Annotated in this window: 23 protein-coding genes; 12 read left to right on the top strand and 11 right to left on the bottom strand. The window is 72.9% G+C overall.

Translation table 11 applies throughout. The features are described from left to right. The first annotated feature begins 553 nt into the window (after positions 1 to 553). A complete protein-coding gene (locus BMY97_RS09390; RefSeq protein WP_091615501.1) occupies positions 554 to 1,072 on the top strand; it encodes a lytic polysaccharide monooxygenase auxiliary activity family 9 protein in 519 nt (172 codons plus the stop codon). A gap of 11 nt (positions 1,073 to 1,083) precedes the next feature. Here BMY97_RS09390 and BMY97_RS09385 read toward each other — a convergent pair whose 3' ends face one another. The 6 genes from BMY97_RS09385 to BMY97_RS09360 are packed head-to-tail and all read right to left on the bottom strand — an operon-like array spanning position 1,084 to position 8,392. Further along, positions 1,084 to 1,806, bottom strand: a complete 723-nt coding sequence (locus BMY97_RS09385; protein WP_091615498.1) for an alpha/beta hydrolase — start codon at positions 1,804 to 1,806, stop codon at positions 1,084 to 1,086. Beyond that, the gene (locus tag BMY97_RS09380; protein ID WP_091615496.1) at positions 1,803 to 3,077 is read right to left on the bottom strand and encodes a TRAP transporter large permease; all 1,275 of its coding nucleotides are present in this window, start codon (positions 3,075 to 3,077) and stop codon (positions 1,803 to 1,805) included. Before BMY97_RS09380 ends, BMY97_RS09385 begins: the two co-directional genes overlap by 4 nt. After that, complete coding sequence (locus BMY97_RS09375; RefSeq protein WP_091615494.1) at positions 3,077 to 3,595, bottom strand: hypothetical protein; 519 nt, start codon at positions 3,593 to 3,595, stop codon at positions 3,077 to 3,079. Before BMY97_RS09375 ends, BMY97_RS09380 begins: the two co-directional genes overlap by 1 nt. Beyond that, positions 3,592 to 5,730: a hydantoinase/oxoprolinase family protein gene (locus BMY97_RS09370; protein WP_091615492.1), complete on the bottom strand. Its 2,139-nt coding sequence runs from the start codon at positions 5,728 to 5,730 to the stop codon at positions 3,592 to 3,594. Before BMY97_RS09370 ends, BMY97_RS09375 begins: the two co-directional genes overlap by 4 nt. 29 nt (positions 5,731 to 5,759) lie before the next feature. After that, a complete protein-coding gene (locus BMY97_RS09365) occupies positions 5,760 to 7,382 on the bottom strand; it encodes an FAD-dependent oxidoreductase (RefSeq protein ID WP_091615489.1) in 1,623 nt (540 codons plus the stop codon). 8 nt (positions 7,383 to 7,390) lie between these two features. Continuing rightward, positions 7,391 to 8,392, bottom strand: coding sequence for a LacI family DNA-binding transcriptional regulator (locus BMY97_RS09360; RefSeq protein WP_091615487.1), 1,002 nt, complete (start codon positions 8,390 to 8,392; stop codon positions 7,391 to 7,393). A 303-nt stretch (positions 8,393 to 8,695) separates the two neighbouring features. On the opposite strand from BMY97_RS09360, the gene BMY97_RS09355 reads away from it, so the two are divergent. The 3 genes from BMY97_RS09355 to BMY97_RS09345 all read left to right on the top strand — a co-directional run bounded on the left by BMY97_RS09355 (position 8,696) and on the right by BMY97_RS09345 (position 12,966). Next, positions 8,696 to 9,865: a glycoside hydrolase family 64 protein gene (locus BMY97_RS09355; RefSeq protein ID WP_091615484.1), complete on the top strand. Its 1,170-nt coding sequence runs from the start codon at positions 8,696 to 8,698 to the stop codon at positions 9,863 to 9,865. A gap of 190 nt (positions 9,866 to 10,055) precedes the next feature. Continuing rightward, positions 10,056 to 11,156, top strand: a complete 1,101-nt coding sequence (locus tag BMY97_RS09350; protein WP_091615481.1) for an NADH:flavin oxidoreductase/NADH oxidase — start codon at positions 10,056 to 10,058, stop codon at positions 11,154 to 11,156. Positions 11,157 to 11,343: 187 nt separating this feature from the next. Continuing rightward, positions 11,344 to 12,966, top strand: coding sequence for a M4 family metallopeptidase (locus BMY97_RS09345; protein ID WP_091615479.1), 1,623 nt, complete (start codon positions 11,344 to 11,346; stop codon positions 12,964 to 12,966). A 98-nt stretch (positions 12,967 to 13,064) separates the two neighbouring features. Here the strand turns inward: BMY97_RS09345 and BMY97_RS09340 are convergent, their stop codons facing one another. Continuing rightward, positions 13,065 to 13,853, bottom strand: a complete 789-nt coding sequence (locus BMY97_RS09340) for a TetR family transcriptional regulator (RefSeq protein ID WP_091615476.1) — start codon at positions 13,851 to 13,853, stop codon at positions 13,065 to 13,067. A gap of 114 nt (positions 13,854 to 13,967) precedes the next feature. On the opposite strand from BMY97_RS09340, the gene BMY97_RS09335 reads away from it, so the two are divergent. Beyond that, the gene (locus tag BMY97_RS09335) at positions 13,968 to 14,429 is read left to right on the top strand and encodes a hypothetical protein (protein WP_091615473.1); all 462 of its coding nucleotides are present in this window, start codon (positions 13,968 to 13,970) and stop codon (positions 14,427 to 14,429) included. Between the two features lie 392 nt (positions 14,430 to 14,821). Here BMY97_RS09335 and BMY97_RS09330 read toward each other — a convergent pair whose 3' ends face one another. Further along, the gene (locus tag BMY97_RS09330) at positions 14,822 to 15,562 is read right to left on the bottom strand and encodes an SDR family oxidoreductase (RefSeq protein ID WP_091615470.1); all 741 of its coding nucleotides are present in this window, start codon (positions 15,560 to 15,562) and stop codon (positions 14,822 to 14,824) included. A gap of 94 nt (positions 15,563 to 15,656) precedes the next feature. After that, on the bottom strand, positions 15,657 to 16,610 hold the full coding sequence (locus BMY97_RS09325) for a hypothetical protein (RefSeq protein ID WP_245787235.1): 954 nt from the start codon (positions 16,608 to 16,610) through the stop codon (positions 15,657 to 15,659). Between the two features lie 128 nt (positions 16,611 to 16,738). Here BMY97_RS09325 and BMY97_RS09320 point away from each other — a divergent pair, with 128 nt between their 5' ends. Then, complete coding sequence (locus BMY97_RS09320; protein WP_091615468.1) at positions 16,739 to 17,707, top strand: GlxA family transcriptional regulator; 969 nt, start codon at positions 16,739 to 16,741, stop codon at positions 17,705 to 17,707. A gap of 14 nt (positions 17,708 to 17,721) precedes the next feature. Further along, on the top strand, positions 17,722 to 18,360 hold the full coding sequence (locus tag BMY97_RS09315; RefSeq protein ID WP_091615466.1) for a DJ-1/PfpI family protein: 639 nt from the start codon (positions 17,722 to 17,724) through the stop codon (positions 18,358 to 18,360). Between the two features lie 50 nt (positions 18,361 to 18,410). On the opposite strand, the gene BMY97_RS09310 is transcribed toward BMY97_RS09315, so the two are convergent. Further along, positions 18,411 to 18,974, bottom strand: a complete 564-nt coding sequence (locus tag BMY97_RS09310) for a cysteine hydrolase family protein (protein ID WP_091615463.1) — start codon at positions 18,972 to 18,974, stop codon at positions 18,411 to 18,413. A 69-nt stretch (positions 18,975 to 19,043) separates the two neighbouring features. On the opposite strand from BMY97_RS09310, the gene BMY97_RS09305 reads away from it, so the two are divergent. Both BMY97_RS09305 and BMY97_RS09300 read left to right on the top strand, forming a co-directional pair. Then, positions 19,044 to 19,847, top strand: a complete 804-nt coding sequence (locus BMY97_RS09305) for a helix-turn-helix domain-containing protein (protein ID WP_091616250.1) — start codon at positions 19,044 to 19,046, stop codon at positions 19,845 to 19,847. A gap of 20 nt (positions 19,848 to 19,867) precedes the next feature. Then, a complete protein-coding gene (locus tag BMY97_RS09300; protein WP_091615460.1) occupies positions 19,868 to 20,281 on the top strand; it encodes a thioesterase family protein in 414 nt (137 codons plus the stop codon). Positions 20,282 to 20,285: 4 nt separating this feature from the next. Here the strand turns inward: BMY97_RS09300 and BMY97_RS09295 are convergent, their stop codons facing one another. Beyond that, entirely contained in the window at positions 20,286 to 21,476 is a 1,191-nt protein-coding gene (locus tag BMY97_RS09295; RefSeq protein ID WP_091615458.1) for an amidohydrolase, read from the bottom strand. Positions 21,477 to 21,555: 79 nt separating this feature from the next. Between BMY97_RS09295 and BMY97_RS09290 the strand changes: the two genes are divergently transcribed. From BMY97_RS09290 to murJ, 3 genes are all read left to right on the top strand, one after another. After that, the gene (locus BMY97_RS09290; RefSeq protein WP_091615454.1) at positions 21,556 to 22,185 is read left to right on the top strand and encodes a TetR/AcrR family transcriptional regulator; all 630 of its coding nucleotides are present in this window, start codon (positions 21,556 to 21,558) and stop codon (positions 22,183 to 22,185) included. A 55-nt stretch (positions 22,186 to 22,240) separates the two neighbouring features. Further along, positions 22,241 to 23,722 carry a carboxylesterase/lipase family protein gene (locus BMY97_RS09285; RefSeq protein WP_091615451.1) on the top strand — a complete coding sequence of 494 codons (1,482 nt, stop codon included), beginning with the start codon at positions 22,241 to 22,243 and terminating at the stop codon, positions 23,720 to 23,722. Positions 23,723 to 23,818: 96 nt separating this feature from the next. After that, positions 23,819 to 25,600 carry a murein biosynthesis integral membrane protein MurJ gene (gene murJ, locus BMY97_RS09280; RefSeq protein WP_091615448.1) on the top strand — a complete coding sequence of 594 codons (1,782 nt, stop codon included), beginning with the start codon at positions 23,819 to 23,821 and terminating at the stop codon, positions 25,598 to 25,600. Positions 25,601 to 25,611: the final 11 nt, after the last annotated feature.

The raw sequence follows: 25,611 nt of genomic DNA, 5'->3' as shown, positions 1-25,611 counted from the left end.
TGCGGGCACCGCCCGACGACCGACCCAGCAAGGTCCACCGCGTACAGCAGCCCCGCTCTGCCACCCACTGCGGGCACCGCCGGAAGACTGACCCAGCTAGGTCCACCGCGCGTAGCAACCCAGTTCCGCCATGCACTGCGGGCACCGCCCGACGACCGACCCGGCAAGGTCGACCGCGCGCAGCAACCCAGCCCCACCACGCGCCAGGGCCGGACGACCGATCCGGCCGGGTCCACCGCACGCCGGACCGGCCGGGGAGCCCAACCGGGCAAGCCCCGCCGCACGTCACGGGCAGTGCGGGAGGGCTGAGTCCGCCGCGCGTTCTGGGTGCCGCCGGAGTGCCGGGCCTGGCAAGCCTCGTTGGTTGGCTTCTTACCAACGTGTGGGGATATTTTGCCAGCTGTTGACCTTCCCCGGTCGTACGGCGTATGGTCTAGACCACAAATTCCCCTTCGCTCGAGCACCTTTCCGCCCCGGTGCCGTTGTTCTGCTGGGCCACATCGCCAGGTCACAGTGCCGTGGCGGGAAGCGAGCCTTCCCCGAAGGAGCTGGTATGAAAGCGAACCGGAAACTTCTCGCCGCACTCGCGGGCGCGGTGCTCGCACCGGTGCTCGTGCTGGTGAGCCCGGCCGGCATCGCGAGCGCGCACGGGTACGTCAACTCCCCCGCGAGCCGGCAGGCGCAGTGCGCACAGCACACGGTCTCGTGCGGGCAGATCACCTACGAGCCCCAGAGCGTCGAAGGCCCCAAGGGCCTGCACAGCTGCAACGGCGGGCTGGCCCAGTTCGCCGACCTCAACGACGACAGCAAAGGCTGGCAGGCCACTCCGGTGGGCACCACGGCGACCTTCGACTGGACGTTCACCGCCCGGCACAGCACCGCCAGCTACGAGTACTACGTCGGCAACGACCTGGTGGCCAGCTTCGACGGGCACAACCAGCAGCCGCCGGAGACTGTTTCGCATCAGGTGGACCTGAGCGGGCACACCGGGCGGCAGACCGTGCTGGCCGTGTGGAACATCGCCGACACGGCGAACGCCTTCTACTCCTGCATCGACGTGCAGGTGGGCTGACGCCCGCAGAATCACCGGACACCAGTCAGCCAGCGGACCGTCGCCTCGACCACTTCCGGGCCGTGGCCGCGGAAACCGTGCCCGGCGCCGGGAACCGACCGCCAGTCGGTTCCCGGGCGGGCGGCCGCGGTGGCGCGGGCGATTTCGTGGGACACGTGCTCGTCGGCGTCGCCGTGGATCACCAACGCGGGCTGGTCGGCGGACAGGAAAGCCGCGCGCGGGTCCAAGCGGGTGAACTCCTCGAACAGCGGTGCGCCCAGCTGGAACCGGCCCTCGATGTCGAGGAAACCCTTGTCCCGCAACGAAGATCGGTCCGAGTACAGCTTGATCCCCCGGGGCAGCTCCGGCGCCAGGAACGTCCGGCGCAGGTCCAGCACCGGCTGCCACAGCACCACCGACCGCACCGGCAGCGTGGCCAGCGAAAGCGCGGTGCTCACTGCCCCGAAGCTCGACGCGACCACCGACACCGGAGCACCAGCGGCCGAAACAGCGGCGCGCAAGTCCAGCAGCTCTCCCGCCACGGTCATGTCACGAGGCCGTCCCTCGCTCGCCCCGTGCCCGCGAAACGAGAACCGCAGCACCGAAAACCCCGCCGCGACAAGCTTTTCCGCCAGGGTCACGAACAAACCCTGCTCGGTCAGGTCGCCGGTGATGCCGTGCGCCAGCACCACCGCGGACGGCCCGCCCGGGTGCCAGGCCGAGTCGAGCCGGACCCCGTCCGAGGCAGTGATCACAGGTAGAGCACGGACGTGAGCACCATCCCGCCGAGCGCGACGACCCAGGTGTAGGGCAGCGTCGAGGTCATCGCCTTCTCCGGGCGGACGCCGGAGTACTGCGCGGCCCACACCGTCTGCGTGCTGGTCGGGTCGGACACGCTGAACACCTGGTTGTACGAGGCCATCAGCCCCACCACCGCGGACAGCGGGTAGATCCCGCCGGTCACCAGCACGCCCGCGACCCCGGCGCCGAGGCCGAACACGTTGAGCGGCCCGCGGAACAGGCACAGCGGCACCAGCACCACGAACACCACCACGAACCACACCGCCGACGCCGGGCTGATCGCGGACACGATCGGCGTCAGCGCGCTCTTCGCGCCGGGCAGCTTCACGGCCGCGAGCAGCATCCCGATCGCGATGAACAGCACGATCGGCGGCGCCGCCACATGGAACGCCTTGTACAGCGATCGCAGCGCGCGGCCGTTCAGCTCGCCCCACTTCGTGGTCGTCACCAGCGCGTAGACGATCCCGACCAGCAGCGAGGGCACGATCGGCACGGCGAAGCCCAGCGCCAGCACGATCGGGACCAGCGGCGTGATCAGCGCGTACCACGGCGCGTCGCCCCGGCGGACCCGCGCCTTCGGCCGGTCCAGGCGCACCGCCCAGGCGTGCCGGGCGCCGCGCCGGCGGGTCTCGATGAGCACGTACGCGATGCCGACGACCAGCGCCATCGGGAACAGCTTCACCATGATCGCCTTGACGTCGCCGACCGGCGCGCCCAGCGCGTCGGAGAGGAACTGCCACACCGGCAGCTCCAGCGGCGAGCCCGCGGAGATGCCCATCAGCACCGTGCCGCCCGCGACCACCGGTGTGACGCCGACGGCGATCATCGCCGGGATGCCGACCACCCCGGCGAGCATCGCGGCCGGCGCGGAGCCGGTGATGCTGCCGCACAGGATCGACACGGCGAACACGCCCAGCGCCACGACCGAAGGCCGTTCACCGCCGAACTCGACGATCTTGCGCACCAGCGTGGCGGCGATGCCCGTCTCGTCCATCAAAGTACCGAGCCACGAGCCCAGCAGCACGGCGATCATCGTCGACGCCAGCGCCGCCGAGCCGGTCTGCAGCACGCTGGTGAGGATGTCGTTCCTGCCGCCGGACAGCGGCGCCCCGGCGAGCAGGGCGATGCCGAGCGCCAGCAGCACCAGCGCGAACGCGGTGGGCAGGACCCGGGTCAGCATCAGGACCACCCCGACGGCCATCAGGGCCAGGATCGCGATACCCATCAGCGGTTCCCTTCGGCGAGCGCGGCGGTGAGCCGCAGCGGGCTGACGCCCAGCCCGCTGCGGTGGTGGGCGAAACGGTGCGCGACGATCTCGTCCGCGCCGGCCACATGGCCCCGGAGACGGAACGGGCCGAGCCGCGCGGCGGTGTGCCCGAGCCGGCGGTTCAGCTCCCGCACGTCCAGCCGGTGGTGCGCCAGCTCGTGCGCCACGGCGGCCTTGCGCAGGCCGTCGGAGGTGACCGGCCAGCCGCGTCGGGCGGCCAGCTTTTCCATCCGGGCCAACGCATCCCGGTACAGCGTGACGGTGGCGCGGCGGTACTCGGCGAGCAGCAGCTCCCCGTCACGGACCCCGCCGTCGCGTTCGACGATCCGGACGTCTTCGTCGTCGGGCGCGGCGGCCAGCTCGTCGCCGTAGGCCAGAGCGATCGAAGCCCAGCCGCGCAGCTGCGCCTCGGGCCGGTTTTCGTGGGTCGGCGTCGCCCGCAGCAGGGCGACGGCCAAATCCAGGTCAGTACTCATCGCCGGTCCTCCAGAATCGCGACGACCGGCTCGTCCGCCGCCCGGGTCTTCAGCTCGGCCCCGATCAGCGCCACGAGCTGGTCGCGGTCGAGCACCCCGGACAGGTCGGCGATCTTCGGCCCGACGAGCAGCCAGACGGCGGGCGCGCGCGAACCGCCGTCGCCGTAACGAGTGTGTTTGTCGACAAGCGTGGCGAGGCGGGCCGGCGCGGTGCCGACGTCGGTCTTCTCGACCAGCGCCCCGGCGCTGTGCAGGCGCACGACCCCTTCGGCGTCGACCACCCGCACGTGCTCCACCGGCGCGGAGAACCGTCCGAGCCGGCCGGGACGCCGGGCGCGGGCGCCGAACACGCGGTGCTGGGCCGTCGCGGCCAGCTCCGCCACCTCGGAGACCGGCACGCCGAGGCTGCGCGCCACCTCGTCCCGCATCGCCTTATCGTCCACAGTGGACGCGCGGTCCTTGGTGCGCAGCTCGGTGGCCCCGGTGGCGACCGCGCGGATCAGGTTGCGGGTCGGGTCCACCGTCACGTCGACCTCGACGCCGGCCGGGTCCGCGCCCTGCGCGACCACCGCCGCCTCGGCCTCCGCGCGGGCGGCCAAGATGTCCTCATTGGACGGACTCGGCACGATCCGCTCGACCGACTCGCGCACCAGCGCCAGCGCCGCGCCGAGCGGGCTGATCACCTCGCTGTGCGCCGCGATCCGCCAGTCGTGCCCGGTCTCCTCGCCGAGGAACGGCGTCACCGCCGCCGCCCCGCCGCCCCCGCCGACCAGCGACGGGTGGTCGAGGCGGTACTCGCGGACCAGCGTCTCGACGACCGCGCGCACCGGTTTCACGGCCTGGCGCAAGACAATCCGCGCCGCTTCCTCGACCGTCAGCCCCAGCGCTTCGGCCAGCGGCCGCACTGCGAGACGCGAGGCTTCCGGCTCGGCGCGGGCGTAGGAACCGGCCGGCACGACCCCAAGGGCGTTGGCCGCGCAGGTGAGCGTGAGCGCGTACCGCCGGCCGTCCGCCGCCTCCAGCGCCACGTAGTCGTCCGGGTCGTCCGGACGCGGCGAGACCGTCACCAGCTTCGCGCCGGTGAGCGCTGAAGCAGGCGCGAAGCAGGCGTACGGCAGCCCCGCGATGTGCGCGCTGCGCGGGCCGACTTCGGTGACCGCGCGGCCGGAGAACCGGACGAGCGAGCCGCCGCCGATGCCGACCGTGCGGACGTCCAGCGCGGGCAGGTAGGTCTCCCGCCCGCCGAGCCGCGCGTGCCGCACCGGCACCCGGCCGCGGCGGATCACGCTGATGTCGGTGGAGGTCCCGCCGGTCTCGAGGAACACGCCCTCGCTGAGCTTCTCCCCCATCAGCGCGCCCGCGACGCCCGCGGCCGGCCCGGACAGCGCCGTCAGCAGCGGCCGCCGGCGCATCTCCGGCAGCGACATCACGCCGCCGTCGCCGCGGACCACCATCAGCGGCGCGGTGATGCCCGCCCGCTGCACGCTGGCCTCGACCAGGTCGGCGGTGGACACCATGCGCGGCATGATGCCCGCGTTCAGCACCGCCGTCCTGGCCCGTTTGGTGAGGCCGTACAGGCTGGTGATCTCGTGCGTCGCGGTCGCGAGCAGCCCGCGCTCCCGGGCCGCGGCGACCACCGCGCGCTCGCCCTCGGGATCGTCGACGCTGAACGGTTCGACCGCGACCACCACCTCGGCGCCCTGCTCGACCAGCGCGGTGACGGCTTGGTCGGCGTCGCCGGGGTCGGGCACGGCCGCGTACCGCACGGGCAGCCGGCGCCCGGGTGCCAGCTCCATCTTGCCGAGCGACTCGAGCCGCCGGGTGGCGAAGCCGTCGAAGCCCGCGCCGATGCCCGCGATACCCACGATCGCGACGTCGCCTTCCAGCAGCGCGTTGGTGGCCTGCGTGGTGCCGTGCGCGAGGAACGACACGTCACCGGCGCCGATCCCGGCCTCGGCCTGCAGTTTCTCCAGCGCCTCCAGGATGCCGTGGGCGACGCCGTCGGCGTGGTCGTGGCTGGTCGGCACCTTCACCTGGCCGAGCAGCTCGAACGAGTGCGCGTCCACGGCGACGGCGTCGGTGAACGTGCCACCCACGTCGATGCCGATCCGCACGGGACCGGGATGGACCGTCATTGTCCATACCTCCTGGGGAACTGGGGGCTTCAGTAGCCGCGGACTTCGGGCCAGCGCCGCTCGACGCCGGCCTGGTCGAGCAGGCGGGCGAACTCGTCGAACAGCTTCGGGTCCTCGCGGACCTGGTGGGGCTCGCCGCCGCGGCGCAGCGCGAAGCCCGCGAGGTGGCCGGCGACCTCGCCGACGTTCCACTCCACGGGATGCAGCCGGTGGCAGCCGTTGGTGATGTGCGTGGTGCCGATGTTCTTGCCCGCGGGCAGGAGATTCCGCATCCGCCGCGGCAGCAGCGCGCCGAGCGGGATCTCGAACGGCACGCTCGGCACGTCGACGTAGTTGTCGCCGGCGGTCGAGGGGTGCAGGTCGAGGCGGTAGCTGCCGACGCCGACCGAGTCCACATGGGACTTGCGGCCGGTCGCGCCGAGCAGGTCGAGTGACACGTCCTGTTCGACCACCGTGGTGACCGCGCGGATGCGCCGGCCCTCGCGGACGTACGCGGACTTCGCGAGGCCGTCCTTCGTGCCGACGACGTCCGGGCGCAGTTTGAGGCCGGGGAAGCCGGTGCCGCCGTCCAGCCGCGGCGCCTCGGTTTGCAGCCAGTACAGCACCGAAAGCGAAAGCTGCTTGGCCTCGTAGTGGGCGCGCGTGACGTCCTCGGCCGTGCTGACGCCGTCGATCTCCAGGCCGGGCCGCAGCCAGTAGTCGTTGAGCGGCCAGTTCACCAGCGTCAGGTCGGAGTCGAACGCGCCGGGCCGGTGCAGCCCGCGGGCCAGGATGCGGCGGAAGCCCCACAGCTCCTTGTCCCCGGCGTCGGCGCTCTGGTCCGCGCTGATCGCCAGCGGGTCGGTGTCCGGGTTCGGGTCGAAGGTGCGCGGCACCGGCTCCAGCGAGCGCGGGTCCGGCGCCAGGAAGCCGAGCAGCGGGCCGGGCCAGAACTCGGGCCGGTAGTCGCGCCAGAAGCCGTACATCGACGGCCGGTCGATCACGTGGTCCTGGCCCGCGTGGTGCGAAACCGCGAAGCAGTAAGTGAAACCCTGAAGATTCCCCGGATCGGCCCGCTCCGGCGCGTGCGGCTCGCCGTGCTCGTCACGCGACTCGGCGCCGACGGCGAACTCGACGCCCGCGAGCGCCAGCAGGTCGCCGTTCTCGGTCGCGTCGAGCACGTACGCGGCCCGCACCGTGGTGTGCTCGCCGTCCGGTCCCTCGAACGTGACGGCGTCGACCCGGTCGCCGGTCACCTCGGCCGAGACCGGCCGATGCCCGGTGAGCACGGTGATCCGCCCGGCCGCGCGATGGGGCGCCAGCAGGGATTCGAGCACCGCGAGCGCGACCCGCGGCTCGTGGCACAGCTTGCTGACGCGCCCGGCGCCCGGGTTCAGGTCCGCCAGCCGCGCGGCCTCGGCCCGCAGCGGGTAGTGCCGCCGGTAGTAGTCGCGGATCCCTTCGCGGAACGCCCGATACGAGGCTGTGCCACCGAAACGCTCGATCCACGGGTTCTCGTCCGGGGGCACCGCCTGGGCGGTGAACTGGCCGCCGACCCAGTCGGTCTCCTCGGTCAGCACGACCCGATGCCCCGCTCCGGCGGCGGCCAGCGCGGCGGCCACGCCGCCGGTCCCACCGCCTGCCACGAGGATCTCGGTGCCGAGTTCAGCCATGCTCCGTCCTAACGGGATCGTGGTGCGCCGACGGAATCGCCGGCCACCGGGGGGCACCACAGCAGCTGCTGCGGCGTCGTGTCCTGCTCGGTGACGAGGTCGACGAGCAGGCGCACCGCGCACCGGCCCATCTCCCGCATCGGCACCGCGAAGCCGCTCACCCCGGGCGGGCCGCCGAGCACGGCCAGCGAGAGATCGTCCGGTGTGGACAGTCCGGCGGCCTTGACGGCGGTGCGGACCGCGGCGTGCGCGGCCCCGGTGTCGGTGCCCTCGACCACCACGGCGGTGACGCCGTCGCGGACCCAGCCCCGCACCGTGTCCGGGTGCACCTCCGGCCCGCCGACGCGCACGATCTCCGTGCGCGGCGCCGCTTCGAGCACCCCGCGCTGGCGGTCGCTGGACGAGGGGGCCTCGTCCAGCTCGCGGACGTACCGGATCTCCCGGTGCCCCAGCGCGGTCAGCCGCCGCAGCACCTCCGCCGACGCGGTGACGTAGTCGGCCCCGACGTACGGGATCCGCCCGCCCAGCTCCGGCCGCCGTCCGATGTAGACGAACGGGAAGCCGGAGTCGACCAGCCGCGCCACCGGCTCCTCCGGCACGTGCCGGCCGAAGAACAGGCAGCCGTCGGCCATCCGGGTGCGGCGGATCGCGGCCTCCCGCAGCGCGCCGGACCCGGCGGTGCCGGTGAACAGGATCAGGTCCTGCCCCAGCGCCGCGGCCTCCTCCTCGACCCCGGCCAGGATCGGGTGGTAGGAGTCGGCGGTGTCGGTCGGGAACGTGGTGCGGAAGGTGTAGAGCCCCAGCATGTTCGACCGCGCCGACGCCAGCCGCGTCGCGACCGGGTGCGGCACGTAACCGAGCCGTTCGGCGACCTCCAGCACCCGGTGCCGGGTGGACTCGGCCATCCGCACGCCGCGGTTGCCGGCCAGCACCACGGACACCGTCGCCTGGGAGACCCCGGCGATCCGGGCGATGTCCGCCTGCCGCGGCGTCCTGCCTCGCGCTGCCACCTCCGCGCACCTCCTCGTCGCTAATGCGGATTAGCGAAGGCTCTGCGACGCGAAGCCTCCCGTCAACCTCGACCGGGAATTCTGTCCGATTCGGCGAAATGGCGGGACTAATACGTATTAGCACCTTGACAGTCGCGCCCGGCCCCACGCACGGTTCGGCCGCGCGCGGGGTTCCTCCTTCCGTCCGTAATTCACTGACAAAAAGGGCCAACCCCGTGGTTATTCGTTGACCTTCGCTTCCACGCGTGGCTACGGTGCCCGGCACTGAACCGATCAACAGCGCTATCCCTGGAGGCGGTTTCCTTGATTTCCCGGCGAGCTTTTCTCGGCGCGTCCGCGGCCGCGGCGACTTTTCCGTTGTGGGGCAAAGGTTTTGCCTCCGCGGCCACCCCGGACACCTTCAAGCTGGCGTTCGACGATCAGACGGGCGCGGGCGCCACCTACGCCTACGTCACCGGCACGACGCTCGACGGCAAACTGGTGGTGCTCAAGGCCGACGGCACCCCGTACTACCCGCCGTCGCCGGCGGCGCAGACCCCGCTCGCCGAGGACTGCGCGATCCCGATCAAGACGCTCTCGCAGGTGACCGTGCCGAAGATGGCCGGGGCGCGGGTCACCTTCGCCACCGACGCCAAGCTCGACTTCTTCGTCAACCCCGGCCCCGCCCTCGTGCCCCCGAGCTTCGTCAACACCGACGACGTCAACTACAACCGCAACTGGTCGTTCTGCGAGTTCACCTTCAACAATGACGTGCTGTTCGCCAACATCAGCTACGTCGACTTCGTCGCCTTCCCGCTCGGCCTGCACCTGACCACCACCGGCTCCGGCGACCAGACCGTGTCGGGCCTGCCGGCCAAGTCGCTGGACTCGATCGCCGACGCGCTCAAGGCCCAGGGCGGCGCCTGGACCTCGCTGATCGAGGCCGGCCCGGACGGCACCCCGCTGCGGGCGCTGAGCGCGCACTACCGCGCGGACCAGTTCAGCGGTTACCTCGACGGCTACATCGACCAGGTGTGGCAGAAGTACGCGGGCACGGACCTGACCGTCGACACGCAGGTGCCCGGCCTCGGCGTCTTCACCGGCCGCGTCGGCTCCGACGGCGTGCTGAAGTTCAACAACGGCGAGGCCTTCACGAAACCGGTGACGGCCGACGTGTGGAGCTGCGACAGCGGCCCGTTCGCGATCAAGGACGGCGACAGCGACGCGCGCAAGGCGATCATCCCGCGCCTGGCCGCCGCGCTGAACCGCACCACGTTGCTGGACAACGCGAACCAGCCGACCGGCGAGGACCCGGCGAAGTTCTACCAGGCGGCCGAGACCAACCACTACGCCCGCATCGTGCACAGCAAGCTGCCCGACAACCGGGGTTACGCCTTCCCGTACGACGACGTCTCCCCCGGCCCCGACTTCAGCGGCGCCGTCCAGGCCGGCGACCCCGACACGCTCACCGTGACGGTGAACGCGTTGCGCTGAAACACTTCCGCACCACGACGGCCGTGAGTGTCCGCTATGGACGCTCATGGCCGTCGCCGGCGGGGATCGATCCTATGACCCACAGCACCCGGCTGGGCCCTTGAAAATACTCCGCGTTGGCAATTATTGTCGGAGCTGGTAGAGCGCTGTCGCAGCTAGCGCACCCTGCACACTCCGCGGAGACGCCCGTATGAGCACGCTGTTCGAGCCGTACACCCTCCGGTCGCTGACCATCCCGAACCGTGTCTGGATGGCGCCGATGTGCCAGTACAGCGCGGCCCCGGCCGGAGAGCTGGCCGGCGCCCCGGCGGACTGGCACTTCGCCCACCTCGCGGCGCGCGCGGCCGGCGGCACCGGGCTCATCCTCACCGAGGCCACCGCCGTCAGCCCGGAAGGCCGTATCAGCCCGTACGATCTCGGCATCTGGAACGACACCCAGGTCGCCGCGTTCCGCCGGATCACCGATTTCCTGCACACCCAGGGCACCGTGGCGGGCATCCAGCTCGGGCACTCGGGCCGCAAGGCCTCCACCGAGCGCACCTGGGTCGGCCGCGGCGCGCCGATCCCGGCCGGCGCCGAATACGGCTGGACCCCGGTGAGCGCCAGTCCCGTGCCGTTCACCGAGGCCTCCACCACCCCGGAAGAGCTGACCACCGAACAGATCGCGGAGATCGCCGGACAATTCGGGAAGGCCGCGGAACGCGCCCGCGCCGCCGGCTTCGACGTCGTGGAAATCCATGGTGCACACGGTTATCTGATCCACCAGTTCCTGTCGCCGTTCACCAACCGGCGCACCGACGGCTACGGCGGCTCCTTCGAAGGCCGCATCCGCTTCGCGCTGGAGGTCGTCGAGGCGGTCCGCGCCGCGTGGCCCGAGGACCTGCCGGTGTTCTTCCGCGTCTCCGCGACGGACTGGCTGAGCGAGAACGCCGACGACCCCCGCGAGGGCTGGACCGCCGACGAAACCGTGCGGCTGGCCAAGGAACTGCTCGCCCGCGGCGTCGACCTGCTCGACGTGTCCACCGGCGGCGCCGTGCCGGACGCGAAAATCGAGGCCGCGCCGGGCTTCCAGGTGCCGTTCGCCGAGCGAGTGCGCACCGGGGCCGGACTGCCGGTCGCCGCCGTCGGGCTGATCACCGAGCCCCGGCAGGCCGCCGGGATCGTGGCGGACGGCCGTGCGGACGCCGTCCTGCTGGGCCGGGCGCTGCTGCGCGACCCGTACTGGGCCCGCCACGCCGCGGCCGAGCTGGGCGGCGAGGTGGCGGCCCCGGTCCAGTACCACCGCGCCTGACCCGGTGCGTCCACAAAGGAGCGTCACGCCGCGGGAATCCGGTTAGGACTGTCCGTTTTATACGGTTTCTATCCAACGGCTGGTCTCGCCGCCGCTCCCTACTTTCGGCCCTTATTACCGCTCGCGCCGTTATCGAGACTGCCCGCAGCGGGTCACTCGGGATGACCCACTACGCGGAAGGTGATCCATGTCTTCGAAACGGCTGGCTGTTCTGACGACGGCCTTGGCCACGTCGTCACTCCTGGTGGCGGCGGGTGGCGCGGCGACCGCGTCCGCCCAGCAGGCCGACCAGGTGAGCACCGACGCCCAGGGCCGTGTCATCGCGGTCCGCCCCGCGGCGCCGCTGGCCGCCGCGCAGGCCCAGGCCGGGAACGTCGCCGCGGCGGCCGGTTCCCACATCGCGGGACTGGCGAAGCAGTTCGGCCTCGGCGTCGGCGACCTGAACCTGGCGGGAGTGCAGGCGCTGCCGGGCGGCAACGTCGCGCGGCTGCAGCAGACCATCGGCGGCGTGCCCGTGTACGGCGCGCAGATCGTGCAGGACCTCGACTCCCGCGGCGCGCTGCTCGCCGCACTCGGCAAGACCACCCAGCGCAGCGAAGGCGCCTTCCCCGCCGACGCGCGCGGGGCGCAGGCACGGGCTTCGAAGGCGGCGCTGGACGCCGTCACGAAGAAGGCCGGCAAGTCCGCGGGCCTGAAGGCCGGCGCCGAGCAGGCCTACTGGTACGACGCCAGCCTCGGCGGCGACAGCAAGAACGCCACCGCCGTGCCCACCTACTTCGTGCCCGTCAAGGGGATCGACCCCGAGGACAAGTGGACCGCGGTGGTCGGCGCGGGCAGCGGCCAGGTGCTGACCGTGTGGGGCGAGACGAAGCACGCGGGGGTGAACCGCGACGTCTGCGACGCCAACCGCAAGGTCGTCGACCTCGACACCGCCACGCTGGAGGACATCCGCTGCGGCGCGAGCCAGGCGTTCAAGATCACCCGCACCGAGGGCCAGGACCCGGTCGCGACCGAGGACGTCAACCACGTCTACGACTTCTTCGGCGCGGCACAGGACTTCTACAACTCCGCCGCTTCGTACGACCTGACCGCCAACATCGGCGCCGACTACGGCGACGGCAAGGGCAAGGCGCTGCGCGGCACCGTCCGCATGTGCGAGACCGAGAACGGCCAGGAGCAGTGCCCGTGGGCCAACGCCTTCTGGGACGGCGAGCAGATGGCCTTCGGCGAGGGCGTGACCACAATGGACATCACCGGTCACGAGCTCACCCACGGCGTCACCCAGCACACCTCGCAGCTCGGCAGCGGCTACGCGGGCGCGCTGAACGAGGGCATGTCCGACGTGATGGGCCAGTTCATCGCCTTCAAGGCCAAGGACGCGAACGTGCAGGGCGCCAACCGCTGGATGATGGGCGCGGGCTCGTCGATCGGCCAGGTGCGCGACATGAAGAACCCGGCCGACTCGGGTGAAGGCCCCGGGCCGGACCGCGTCAACGGCCAGTACTGGACCGACGAGAACGGCGACCCGCACATCGACGCGGGTGTCGTCGACAAGGTCGACTACCTGATCACCGACGGCGACAGCTTCAACGGCCAGACCATCACCGGGCTCGGCGAGGACAAGGCGATCGCGCTCTGGTGGAAGGTGGAGAACCTGCTCCGCCCGACGTCCACGTTCAAGGACCTCGGCACGGCGCTGAACTCCGCGTGCAGCACCAATGCCCAGACCGGCGTCGCCGGCACCACGACCGCCGACTGCACCCAGGTCGGCAACGCGGTGAAGGCCACCCAGCTGGACAAGGCGCCGTAACCCCGGCTCTGTCCACAATGCACGGAAGCGCCGCCGGTCTTCGCGGACCGGCGGCGCTTTCGTCGTTTTGTCGTTTCCGGTACCCGCGCGCCCGGGCCTTACGGCACTGAGTGCACTTGTCCCGGATCGGCACCGGCGCTGCGCAGGGCCGCGCCCACCCGGGCGACGACCTCGTGCAGCGGCGTCGCGGTGCTCATCACGGCGACCACGGTGGTCTCGGCGGCGGTCCCGTCGGCTTGGCGGCCCGGCCCCGGGGCTTCGGGACCGCGGAAGGCGTCGGCGACGAGCCCGAACGCGTGCGCGGCGCTGGCCGCGATGTCGTCCTTCCCGCCGCTGCGCAGCCAGCTGCGGAGCACGTGGTTGTTGGCCGCCGCGATCGCCGCGGCGGCGACGGCCGCGCGCAGCTCCGAGGAGTCGTCGCCCTGCTCGGCGAACCGCCGCCGGAGGTAGCGCGCGAGCACGCGCTGGTACCGGTCCACGGTCGCGACCTCCTTGTCCCGCAAGGAAGGCACGGTGCGGGTGAGCGCGAACCGCTTGACCGAGACATCGAGGTCCGCGGCGTAGTAGTCGAGCACGAGGCCGACCGTCGCGCAGGCCACCTCGACCGGGTCGCCGCCCGGGCCGGCGGTGTCGAACACCCGCTCCATCTCCGCCACGATCTCGTCGTGGTTGGCGAAGATCACGTCGTCCTTGGCGTCGAAGTAGCGGAAGAATGTGCGTCGCCCGACGCCGGCCGCGGCGGCGATCTCGTCGACAGTGGTCGCCTCGTAGCCCTGGGCCACGAACAGGTCGATCGCGGCCGCAGCCAGCGCCCGGCGCAGCTCCCGGCGACCGGCGGCGGTGGCCCCGACCCGCGTGGCCGGCGAGCGGCGCGGCGATTCCGTCATGGTCCGGAACGGTAGCAGCCGTCTTGCTAGTGGCACTGAGTGCCGTTAGACTGGACGACGGGTTGCGGGCCGCGGCACGCCCGAGCCCTCCCCACCGAGTGGAAGGCGTCGACGATGACCCTCGACCAGCAGCTTCAGCCGACCGGCGCGACGCGGCCGGAGTCCGAGCGTTTCGACGCGTATTACGGACGGCTGTTCGGCTGGTCGGTCCAGTGGCGCGGGCAGGGGCTGTTCCTGGTGCTGGACAACGGGCTCTGCGCGGTGACCCTGCCCAAGCTCACCGCGACCCCGGTGCTGCAGCGGCTGGCCGCGACGGGCTGCCAGGGCCCGGCGCTGACCCTGCCCACCCAGCACGGCGCCCGCGCCGCGCTGCTCGCCGAGACCGACGGCCTGGTCCCCCCGCGCGGCACCCTGCCGAAGGACGTGGACCTGCTCGACTGCGGCGCGCTGGTCCCCCTGCCGATCGGCCCGCGCGCCACCGGGGTGGCCGTGGAGTGGCTCACCGCCCCCGACCCGCGGCAGCGCTGGCTGCCGAGCCTGGGCGCGGTACTGGCAGCACTACACCCACGCCGCTGACCGACGCGGCCCGCTGTCCGCTGCCGAACCTGGGCGCGGTACCGGCAGCACTACACCCACGCCGCTGACCAACGCGGCCCGCTGACCGATGCCGAACCTGCGCGCGGTACCGGCAGCACTACACCCACACCGCTGACCGACGCCGAACCTGCGCGCGGTACCGGCAGCACTACACCCACGCCGCTGACCAACGCGGCCCGCTGACCGATGCCGAACCTGCGCGCGGTACCGGCAGCACTACACCCACACCGCTGACCGACGCGGCCCCGGCCCGATGCGCCCCCATGTCGCCTTGCTAGCTCCAGCCCTGCCCCGCCACCACCCTCGGCTGAGGCGTCTGCTCCCAGCCCTGGTTCCACGCAGCGAACGCCGGGGCGCGGAAGGGCCTCGGCTCAGAAGTGGCTCAGCTGGGCCAGAACCTGCGGGTACGACCCGTCGCGTTCCGCGTAACGCAGCGGCTTCACCGTCTCGACCAGGAGCTCGCCCTCGGCCTGGGCGGCGAGCAGCGCCATCGCCTCGCTGAGGAACGGCTCGAGCGGCATCGCGTTCTCGTCGTCCTCCTGGTTCATCAGCGCGGTCTGCACGGCGGGCGGCACCAGCTCGAAGACCCGCACCGGCGTGTCCGCCAGCTGGACGCGCAGCGACTCGGTGTACGAGTGGATCGCGGCCTTCGTGGCGGCGTAGGTCGGCGTCAGCGGCAGCGGCACGAAAGCCAGCCCCGAGCTGACGGTGATCACCGCGGCCTCCGGCTGCTCCGCGAGGAACGGCAGGAACGCCGACAGCACCCGGATCGTGCCGAGCAGGTTGGTGGTCACCGTCGCCTCGGCGGTGGCCAGGTGCGCGGGGTCCAGCAGACGCTCCGGGTGCATGATCCCGGCGACGGTGGCCACCACGTTCAGCTCCGGGTGGGCGCGGGTGACCTCGTCGGCCACCTCGGCGATCCGCGCGGGGTCGGCGACGTCGAGCGGCACGGTCTCGATCCCCGGGTGCTCGGCGGCGATCCGGTCGAGCCGGTCCTCGCGGCGCCCGCTGATGATCACTTTGTCGCCGAGCTCGTGCAGCCGCAGCGCCAGCCCGAGCCCGATGCCCGACGTCGCCCCGGTCAGGAAGACGGTGTTCGGGGTCTGCTTCATGTTCGTGGTCCTTCCCGTTCGGTCTCCCCCAAGCCTGGCGGGATCCGTTGGGCGTAACCATGGTCTGCCGATCCGTGGCTGCGGCGGCCCTGTCTCAGTCCTGGGGCGGGAACGGCGAGTCGACGGCCAGGGTGAGGACCGCGACCATCGCGTCGAGCGGTAGCTGGGAGGCGCCGGCCTGGTCGAGGAACGCCAGGATGCGGACGCCCTCGGGCGTGAGCACGCCGGCCTCGTCGCTCACCTCGGCGCTCGCCGCCTCCAGCGTGCCGATGCCGGCGTTGTGGTGGGCGTCTCGCACCGCGTTGCGGAGCACGGCCAGCTCGGCCTTCGACGGCCCGCGCTTCTCGGCGCGCAGCCGTTCCACGATCCGCACGACCTGGGGCGAGCGGGCGGCGACCGACTGACGACCGGCGAAGCTGGCGACCATCCGCGGCGTGGACCGCACCTCGGGCGGCGCGAGCGGGACCACGGCGTCGCGCGCGGGCTCCACCCCCGGGACTTTGAGGCTCTCCAACGCTTCCGCCCGACGTCGCTCGCTCTCGCGCAGCCGGGCGATCGGGTCGCGCCGGCGCGACGCGGCGAACTCGCGCGCCTCCTCGCGGGCCTTGGCGCCGGACTCGGACAGCTGCGGGCGGCGCCGGTAGCTGCCCTCCTCGAGCGCCCGGCGACGGCTGGCGGCGAACCAGGCTTCGAAGGTCTGGCCCTGCCGGGGCGGCTCCAGCACGTCGGTCATCGACGCCTGGGCCTCGTCGCTGAACCAGCCGTTCAGCCGTGAGCGCAGGAAGTCCCCCGGCCGCTCGCCCGCCCCGCGCGGCCGCTGCCGGGTGCCGTCCGGCAGGGCGCCCAGCGCCACCAGCAGCGCGTCCGGGCAGTAACCGTTGCCGTACCAGAAGTCCAGCTGGCGATCGACGTCCTCGCGCTCGTCGCGGGTGAGCCGCTCGGTCACCCAGCCCATGCGCCGGAACAGCACGCCGGTGGCCTGGGCGCGCTCGTGCTCGTCGCTCGGCACCACCGTCGACGGCCACGCCCGGTCCGAAATCCGAACCACCAGCACCTCCTCGGGACCCACCCGACGGTACGGCCCCGCCCCGGGCGGCCCGCAGGGGACACGCCCATGGCCGGATCAGTGGGATACCCGTCATTGCTGACACCCTCGCCCGGTGCGAGGCTGGTGGGGTGCGAGAACACCTGGTCCTGATCCCCGTCTTCGACGGTGTGCAGGTGCTCGACGTCACCGGGCCGTTCGAGGTGCTGGCGCACGCCACCAAGCGGCTCGGCGACGCCCCGGGCTACGCCGTGCGCCTGGTCGCCGCCACCCCGGAGCCGGTGACCACGGACGGCGGGCTGAAGCTCGTCCCGGACGGCCCGCTCCCCTCGTCCGGCGAGATCGGCACCCTGCTCGTGCCCGGCGGGGCCGGGGCGAGGGCCCTGACCCCGGCCGACGAGCTGGTCGGCTGGCTGCGGAACGCGGCCGGCCGGTCCGCGCGGGTCGTCTCGGTGTGCACCGGCGCGTTCCCGCTCGCCGCCGCCGGGGTGCTCGACGGCCACGCCGCCGCCACCCACTGGCAGTACGCCGGGCAGCTGGCGAGCACGTACGCGCGAATAGACGTGCAGGCCGACCCGATCTTCGTGCGAGACGGCCGGATCTGGACGTCCGCGGGCGTCACCGCGGGCATCGACCTCGCGCTGGCGCTCGTCGAAGCCGACCACGGCGTGGACCTCGCGCAGCACGTCGCGCGCGAGCTGGTGGTGTTCCTGCGCCGGCCGGGCGGGCAGAGCCAGTACGCGGGTCCGATGTGGACGGAGCCGGCGCGCAAGCCCGGCATCCGCGAGGCGCAGGACCTGATCCACGGCCGCCCGGAGGCCGACCTGCGGGTGCCCGCGCTCGCCGCGCACGCGGGCATGAGCGAGCGGCACTTCAGCCGTGAGTTCACCCGCGCGCTCGGCTACCCGCCCGGCGACTACGTGGAGCAGGTGCGGGTCGACGCCGCCCGCCGGCTCCTGGAGTCCGGGCCCGCGCCGGTGACCGCGGTCGCCGCCCGCACCGGCTTCGGCACCGCCGAGACCATGCGCCGGGCGTTCCTGCGACGCCTCGGCGTGCCACCCGCCCACTACCGGCGGCACTTCGCCGCCGGACCGTCCTGAGAAAGGACTTTCCCATGCAGGTAGCGATCGCCGCCTTCCCCCGGATGACCGCGCTCGACGCCATCGGCCCGTACGAGGTGCTGCAGCGGATCCCGGCGCTGGACCTGGTGTTCGTCGGCGAGCGCCGCGGTGAGGTCCGCACGGAGAACGGCTTCCTCGGGCTCACCGTCGACGCCGCCTACGACGAGGTGCCCTCACCCGACGTGGTCGTGGTGCCCGGCGGCATCGGCACCCGGTCGCTGCTCGACGGCGGCCCGCTCGTCGACTGGGTCCGCGCGACCTACCCCGGCACCCGCTTCACCACGTCCGTCTGCACCGGCTCCCTGGTGCTCGCCGCCGCGGGCCTGCTGAACGGGCTGGCGGCGACCACGCACTGGGGCGCCGTGGACAAGCTGGCCGAGCTGGGCGCGAAACCCGTGCACCGGCGCGTGATCGAACACCTGGACCAGCGGCTGGTCATCGCCGCGGGCGTCTCCTCCGGCATCGACATGGCCCTGCGGCTGGCCGAGCTGCTCGTGGACACCACCGCCGCGAAGGCCGCGCAGACCCTGATCGAGTACGACCCCGAGCCGCCGTTCGACGCGGGCCACCCCAGCAAGGTGGACGCCGCGGTGATGGCCCGGGTGGAGGAGTACCGCGCGGTCCGCGCCTGAGCCGGTCAAGGCTCGTGAGTGTTCCTGACGGTGGGAACCGTTGTCGGCACTCACGAGTCCTGGGCGCGGAACCGCACGTCCGCGGCCGCGGCGGTCCCGGCGGTCCGCCCGGGCGCGGACTGGTACGTCCAGTACAGGTTCGTGTGCGCGATGACCAGTTCCGGTGACGGCGCGCCCCAGGAGGTGCCGTCGTTGGTCGTGTGGGCGTCGGAAACCAGCTGCGCGTCGTAGCCGCGGGTGAAGGCGCCGTGCAGGGTCGAGCGGACGCACGCGTCGGTCTCCGCGCCGGTGACGATCAGCTTCCCGGCGCCGAGGCCCGCCAGCACGGTCTCGAGCGTGGTGTCCTCGAAGGCGTCGCCGTACTGCTTCCCGACGACCGGCTCCGCGTCGCGCGGCTCCAGTTCGGGGACGATCTGCCAGTCTTCGCTGCCGGGGACGAGGTGCTCGGCGGAGTGCCGCACCCACACGACGGGCACGCCGTCCTCCCGCGCCCGCTCGACCAGCCCGGCGATGTTCGCGACGACCTTGTCCCGCTCGTACGCCTCGGCCACCACGCCCACCTGGACGTCGATGACGAGCAGCGCGGTGTTCGGCCGGTTTTCGAGTGTCGTCACGGTTCCCCCCGGTGTTTCGGCCCAGGCTACAACTCTCGCCGCGAGGCCGGATCGGGGACAATGGCCGTCATGGTGGCCCCACTCCGGTTCTCCGCGGCCGACGGCGCCGGGCGGCGGGTGTCGCGCTACCGCGAGCTGCCGCCGCCGGCCGGGCTGGCCCCGGTGGTCCAGTGCTCGTGGGAGGGCGTGCCCGGCTGGGCCCGGTCCCTGCGGGTGCTGCCGGACGGGTGCGCGGACCTGGCCTGGAACGGACGCCGGCTGGTGGTGGTCGGCGCGGCCGGGCCGGTGCGGATCCCGCTGTCCGGCTCCGGCACGGCGGTCGGCGTCCGGCTGCGCTGCGGCGTGGCGGGCGGGCTGCTCGGCCCGGGGTTCGCCGCGGACCCCGTGGTGGACCTGCACGACCTGGTTCGGACCCGGCTCGTCGACCGGCTGTCCGCGGCGGAAACGCCGGCCGCGCAACGCGTTGTGCTCACCGAGTTCGTCGAACGGCGGCTGCGCAACGGTTTCGAGCCGGACCCCGCGATGGCGGCGGCCGTGCGCACACTGTCCACTTCGGACATAAGGGTCGACGCGGCGGCCGGCCGGCTCGGCGTCAGCGACCGGACGTTACGGCGCCGGGTCCGCGACGCGGTCGGCTACGGACCGAAGGAACTGCACCGGGTACTGCGTTTCCACCGTTTCCTCCGGCGCCTCGACGACCTCGCCGCCGGTCGCACCACGCTGTCGGCGATCGCCGCGGAGCTGGGTTTCGCCGACCAGTCGCATCTGGGCCACGAATGCCGGCGCCTGTCCGGCTCCTCGCCCGCCCGGCTCGTGGCCAGTTACGCGCGTCACGAAGGCGTGGCCGAAACCGACCAGACGGCGGCGCGCTGAACGGCCGATCATCGACGGGCATGGACCCCCTCACCCTCGCCGTCCGAGCCGACGACCTCGACCCCAACGGCCACGTGCGCGGCCCCGCCTACCTGGCCTACGCCGACCACGCCCGGTGGGCCGGCCTCGTCGCGGCGGGCGTCGACCTCGCCGCGCTGCGCGAGCACGGCGTCGGCCCGGTCAACCTCACGACCACGATCCGGCACCTCGGGGAGCTGCGCGCCCTCGACTCGGTCACGATCACGTCCGCTTACGAGTGGGGCGACGGGAAGACGTCGAGCATCCGCCAGCAGCTGCACCGCGCGGACGGCCTGCTGGTCGCCGAGGTGACCAGCGTGTGCGGGCTGCTCGACCTCACCGGGCGGCGCCTGGTGCCGCGGCCCCAGGAGCACTGGCGGGCCCACGCCGCCGAGCCCGGGCTGCTCGGGCTCTGAGCCTTCAGAGCGTGAGTTCCCCGTCGCGCGCGACGACCTCGCCGCCGGCCAGCACCAGGGCCCGGCGCGGGACCCGCACCAGGGCGTCCGGCACGTTCTGCGCGTCGAGCAGCACCACGTCGGCGCGGGCGCCGGGCTCGATGCCGTGCCGGGCGCGGTGGACGAACCCGGCGGCGCGGCCGGTGGCGAGCTCGACCGCGTAGGTGAGGTCTTCGTCGGTGCGCAGGCCGTGGAGCCGGGCGAAACCGAGGGCGATGCGGAGCAGGTCGCCGTCGCCGAACGGGGACCACAGGTCGCGGATGCCGTCGGTGCCCAGCCCGATCGGGATGCCGCGCTCGGCCATGCCGCGCCACGGCAGCGGGGCGGTGCGGACGGGCGCGACCGTCGCCCACGAGATGCCGGCTTCGGCCAGCCGGTCGAGCAACGCCGACTGGCGCGGCTCCGGCAGCTCGCCCAGCGCGAAGCCGTGCGAGACCGTGACCCGGCCCTGCAGCCCGGTCCGGACCGTGCGGTCGATGATCAGCTCGTACTGGAACGCGCCCAGCTCGCCGCCGTCGTGCAGGTGGATGTCGAGGCCGACGCCGCGCCGTTCGGCGATCCGGAACAGCCCGTCCAGCTGGGCCACCGGATCACGGTCGATCGAGGCCGGGTCGAGCCCGCCGATACTGGCCGCGCCGGCGGCGGCCGCCCGGTCCAGCAGGTCGAGCACCCCGGGCCGGCGCTGCACCCCGTCCTGCGGGAAGGCGACGACCTCCACCTCGACCGCGCCGCCGAGGACCGCGGCCGCCTCGGCGACCGCCTCGATGCCCGTGAGCCCGACGCCGAGGTCGACGTCCACATGGGACCGGGTGGCCGTGGTGCCGTGGCGCAGGAACTCCCGCAGCACCGCCACCACCCCGTCGACGCCGGGGATGCCGTGCCGGTCCCGCTCCGCCCGCTCGTGCGCGATCCGGCCCTGGGTGGTCGGCTCGCCGCCGTAGGAAACCCAGTCCTGGCCCCACCAGCTCTTGTCCACGTGGGCGTGCGCGTTGACGAATCCCGGCAGCGCGAGCCGGCCACCGCCGTCGATCCGGGCTCCCTGCGCTCGGTGCGCGGTGCCCGCCGGGACGACCTCGGCGATCACCCCGTCCCGGATCACCACGTCGCGAGCCTCGCCGCCCCAGGGGCGGACATTCGCCAGAATCACTTCAGCCACGGACGGATGGTATCCCAAACGTCGGCTCCCCTCGGACCGCCGGGCCCTTCCGATCCCATACGCCTGTATTGTATCCGGCATGCCACGAGTAGTCGATCACGACCAGCGGCGGGCGCAGATCGCGCGGGCGTTCCAGCGGCTGCTGGCCGCCGAAGGTTTCGGCGGGGTGTCGTTCTCCCGGGTGGCCGGCGAGGCCGGGGTGTCGGTCGGGCTCATCCAGCACTACTTCGCGGGCAAGGACGCCCTGCTGCGCTTCGCCTACGAGGACGCCGTGGCCCGGATGAGCGAGCGGGTGCGGGTCCGCGTCCGCAACAGCGAGGCCGCCGGGAGCCCGGTCGCGGAGGTCCTGCTCGACACCCTCGTCGAACTGCTGCCCCTCGACGCGGAACGGGACCTCGAATACCGCGTGCGGCAAGGGTTACAGGCCCAAGCGCAGCACGATCCCGGCCTCGCCGCCGTCGCCCGGCGCTCCGGTGCCGGGTTGCTCGAGTACGTCGTGTCGGTGATCGAGAGCGGCAAGGAGGGCGGCGAAGTCGAGCCCGCCGTCGACGCCTCGCTCGCCGCCCGCCTGATCCTCGCCGCCACCCAGGGCCTGGCCGACCAGGTCGCGCTCTCGGGCGCGGGCGCGTTCCCGGCCCGCGAGGTGCTGGACCGGGCCATCGGCACGGTGTTCACCACCCGCCGCCGGCAATCCCCGCGACAGCACTGAGCCAGTGCGGCTAAGGTAGCAATATGATTGTATTGCCAACGAGGAAGCGCACCCGATGACCGAGCCCGTGACCGTCCGGCTGGCCGAGGGCACCATCCGCGGCCTCCGGCGCGAGGACCACCACTCCTTCCAGGGCATCCCGTACGCCGCGGCGCCCGTCGGCGAACGGCGGTGGCGCGCGCCCGCGCCGGTCGAGCCCTGGTCCGGAGTCCGCGACGCGACCCGCCCCGGCCCGCCCGCACCGCAAACGGCGCAGGCGTTCGACGCCGCCGCCTCGGTCGACGAGGACTGCCTGACGCTGAACGTCACCGTGCCCGCGGCCCCGCGCACCGGGCGCCCGGTGCTGGTCTGGCTGCACGGCGGCGGCGGGACCAACGGGACCGCGGCCGGCTACGACCCCCGGCGGCTCGCCGTCACCGGCGACGTCGTGGTGGTGGCCCCGAACTTCCGGCTCGGCGCGCTCGGCTGGTTCGGGCACCCCGGCCTCGACGGGAGCGGCACTTTCGGCCTGCAGGACCAGCAGGCCGCCCTGCGCTGGGTGCAGCGGGAGATCCCGCGGTTCGGCGGCGACCCGGCGAACGTGACGCTGGTCGGCGAGTCCCACGGGGCGCTCACCGTCGCGGCGCACCTCACCGCGCCCGGGTCGGCCGGGCTGTTCCACCGCGCGGTCCTGCAGAGCGTGTTCGGGATGCTGGGCCCGACGCCCGCGCACCTGTTCATGCCCGGCCTCCCGGCGCTCCCGCCGATGTGGTCGCCGGTGGCGGAGCTGGAGCGGCTCGGCGCCGCGGTCGCGATCGAGCAAGGCTGGGTCGAGCCGGGCAGCGACCCCGGGGCGGCGCTGGCGCAGCTCCGCCGGGTTCCGGTGGCGGATCTGCTCCCGGTGTCGGGCGCGTTCATCCGGCCCGCGTTCGGCGGCGGCGTGCTGCCCGAGTCGCCCGCGGACGCGCTGGCCGCCGGCCGGTTCCAGCGGATGCCGCTGCTGCTGGGCACCACCCGCGACGAGGCGCGCTTCTTCGCCGGGCTGGCGGGTAATCCCGTGACCGCGGAGAGCTACCCGCAGCTGGTGGCCGAAGCGTTCGGCGACGCCGCGGACGAGGTCGCCGCGCGTTACGCACTCGGCAGTTTCGCCACCCCGAGCGTCGCCTGGGCACGGGTCAGCACCGACCGCGCCTGGGCCCGGCCGTTCTGGGAGCTGGCCCGCCTGCTCGCCGCGCACACCGAAACCTGGCTGTACGAGTTCGCCGACGAGGAAGCCCCGGTGCTGTTCCCCGGCTTTCCCTCCGGCGCCCAGCACGGCAGCGAGTTGGCGTACCAGTTCGACCTCCCCGGCGGCCCGGTGTTGCCGGCGGCGCAACAGGAACTCGCCGAGCGGATGAACCGGTACTGGACGGCCTTCGCCCGCCACGGCGACCCGGCGGTGCCGGGCCTGCCGGACTGGCCCGGCGCCGGGCACGTCCACTCGCTGGCGCCCGGGCGGATCGGCGGCGTCGACTACGTCACGGAGCACAGCCTGGACTTCTGGGCACGAATGCCCTGAAGCGGGCGCATCCCCGGACGCCGGAGCGGGCAAGCACACAGGCGACCCCGGCCGGTCGGCGTCGACAGCCGTCACGCCCGCTGGCAGGGTCGTCTCATGCAGCAAGACGATCGGACCCCGCCCCGCCCCGAGGAGGCGACGGCGTTCATCGCCTTCGACGCGTCCGAGCTCAGCCTGCCCGGCGGCGCGCACTGGCCGACCCGCGACCTCGACGTGCCCCGCTCCTACACGGAGATCGCGGTGCAGGTCGCGGTCCCGCAGGCGCCGCCGTCGCCGATCGGGCCGTCCGCTTCGGTGGCCCAGTCGAGCAGCCGGCTGGCCGTCGCGGCGCTGGTCAGCCGGATCACCGGGTTCGGCTGGAAGATCGCGCTGGCGCTGATCATCGGCACCGGGGTGGTCAACGACTCGTTCAACATCGCCAACACCCTGCCGAACATGGTGTTCGAGCTGCTGCTGGGCGGGGTGCTGTCCAGTGTGGTCATCCCGTTGCTGGTCCGCTCGCACGACGACGCCGACGGCGGCGAGGCGTACGCGCAACGGCTGATCACCATGGCGCTGGTGCTGCTCGCGCTGGGCACGGCCTGCGCCGTCGCGGCCGCCCCGCTGTTCACCCTGCTCTACGTGGACAGCTCCTCCCCCGACACCAGCCCCGCACTGACCACCGCGCTGGGCTACCTGGTGCTGCCGCAGATCTTCTTCTACGGCCTGTTCGCACTGTTCGCCGCGATCCTCAACGCCAAGAACGTCTTCGGCCCGCCGGCCTGGGCGCCGGTGCTCAACAACCTCGTCGTGCTCGTCACCCTCGGGGTGTTCTACCTCGTGCCCGGCGAGATCTCGCTGAGCCCGGTCCGGATGGGCGACCCGAAGCTGCTGGTGCTCGGGCTCGGGGTGACGCTCGGCATCGTGGGCCAGGCCGTCGTGCTCATCCCGCCGTTGCTGCGCAGCGGTTTCCGGTTCCGCTGGCGCTGGGGCATCGACCCGCGGCTGAAGGAGTTCGGCGGGCTGGCCGCGTGGATCCTGGGCTACGTCGGGGTGAGCCAGATCGGGCTGGTCGTCAACACCAACGTCCTGACGAGCGGCACCGGTGGCGGGGTCACCGCGTACACCTACGCCTGGCTGCTTTTCCAGCTTCCGTACGGGGTCATCGGCGTTTCGCTGCTGACCGCGTTCATGCCGCGGATGAGCCGGGCCGCCGCGGACGGCGACACCCCGCGCCTGGTGGGCGATCTTTCTTACGCCGCAAGGCTTTCCACCGTGCTGCTGCTGCCCTGCACCGCCGTGCTCGCGGTGATCGGCACGCCGATCGGGATCGCGATCTTCACCTGGGGCAAGGGCACGCTCGCCGACGCCGACCGGCTCGGGCAGACCCTGGCCATCTCCGCGCTCGGCCTGCTGCCGTACGCGATGGTCCTGTTGCAGCTGCGGGTGTTCTACGCGATGAAGGACGCCCGCACACCGACCCTGATCATGATCGTGATGACCGCGGTGAAGATCCCGATGCTGTTCCTCTGCCAGGGCCTGCTCGACCGCGAGCACATCGTGCTCGGCGCGATGCTGGTCAACGGCGCGACCTACGTGATCGGCGCGGTCGTCGGGCAGGTCTGGCTGTGGGTGCGGCTCGGCCACCTGCGCAGCCGGCGCGCGCTGCGCGTCATCCTGGTCACCACCGCGGTCAGCGCGCTCGGCGCCGGCGCGGCTTATCTGGCCGGGCTCGTGGTGCCCGCCTCCCTCGGCGCCAGCTGGCAGGCCGTCGTCCGGCTGCCACTGGAGGGGCTGGTCGGCGCCGGGGTCTCGTTCGGGCTGCTGGCCGTGCTGAAGGTCAGCGAGTTCGACCCGATCTCCCGCCGGATCGCCGGGCTGCGGCGGGCCCGGGCCTGAAAGTTCATTTT

The sequence above is a fragment of the Amycolatopsis saalfeldensis genome (assembly GCF_900110575.1).
GTDB lineage: Bacteria > Actinomycetota > Actinomycetes > Mycobacteriales > Pseudonocardiaceae > Amycolatopsis > Amycolatopsis saalfeldensis.
This window is presented reverse-complemented; position numbering and strand designations above follow the sequence as displayed.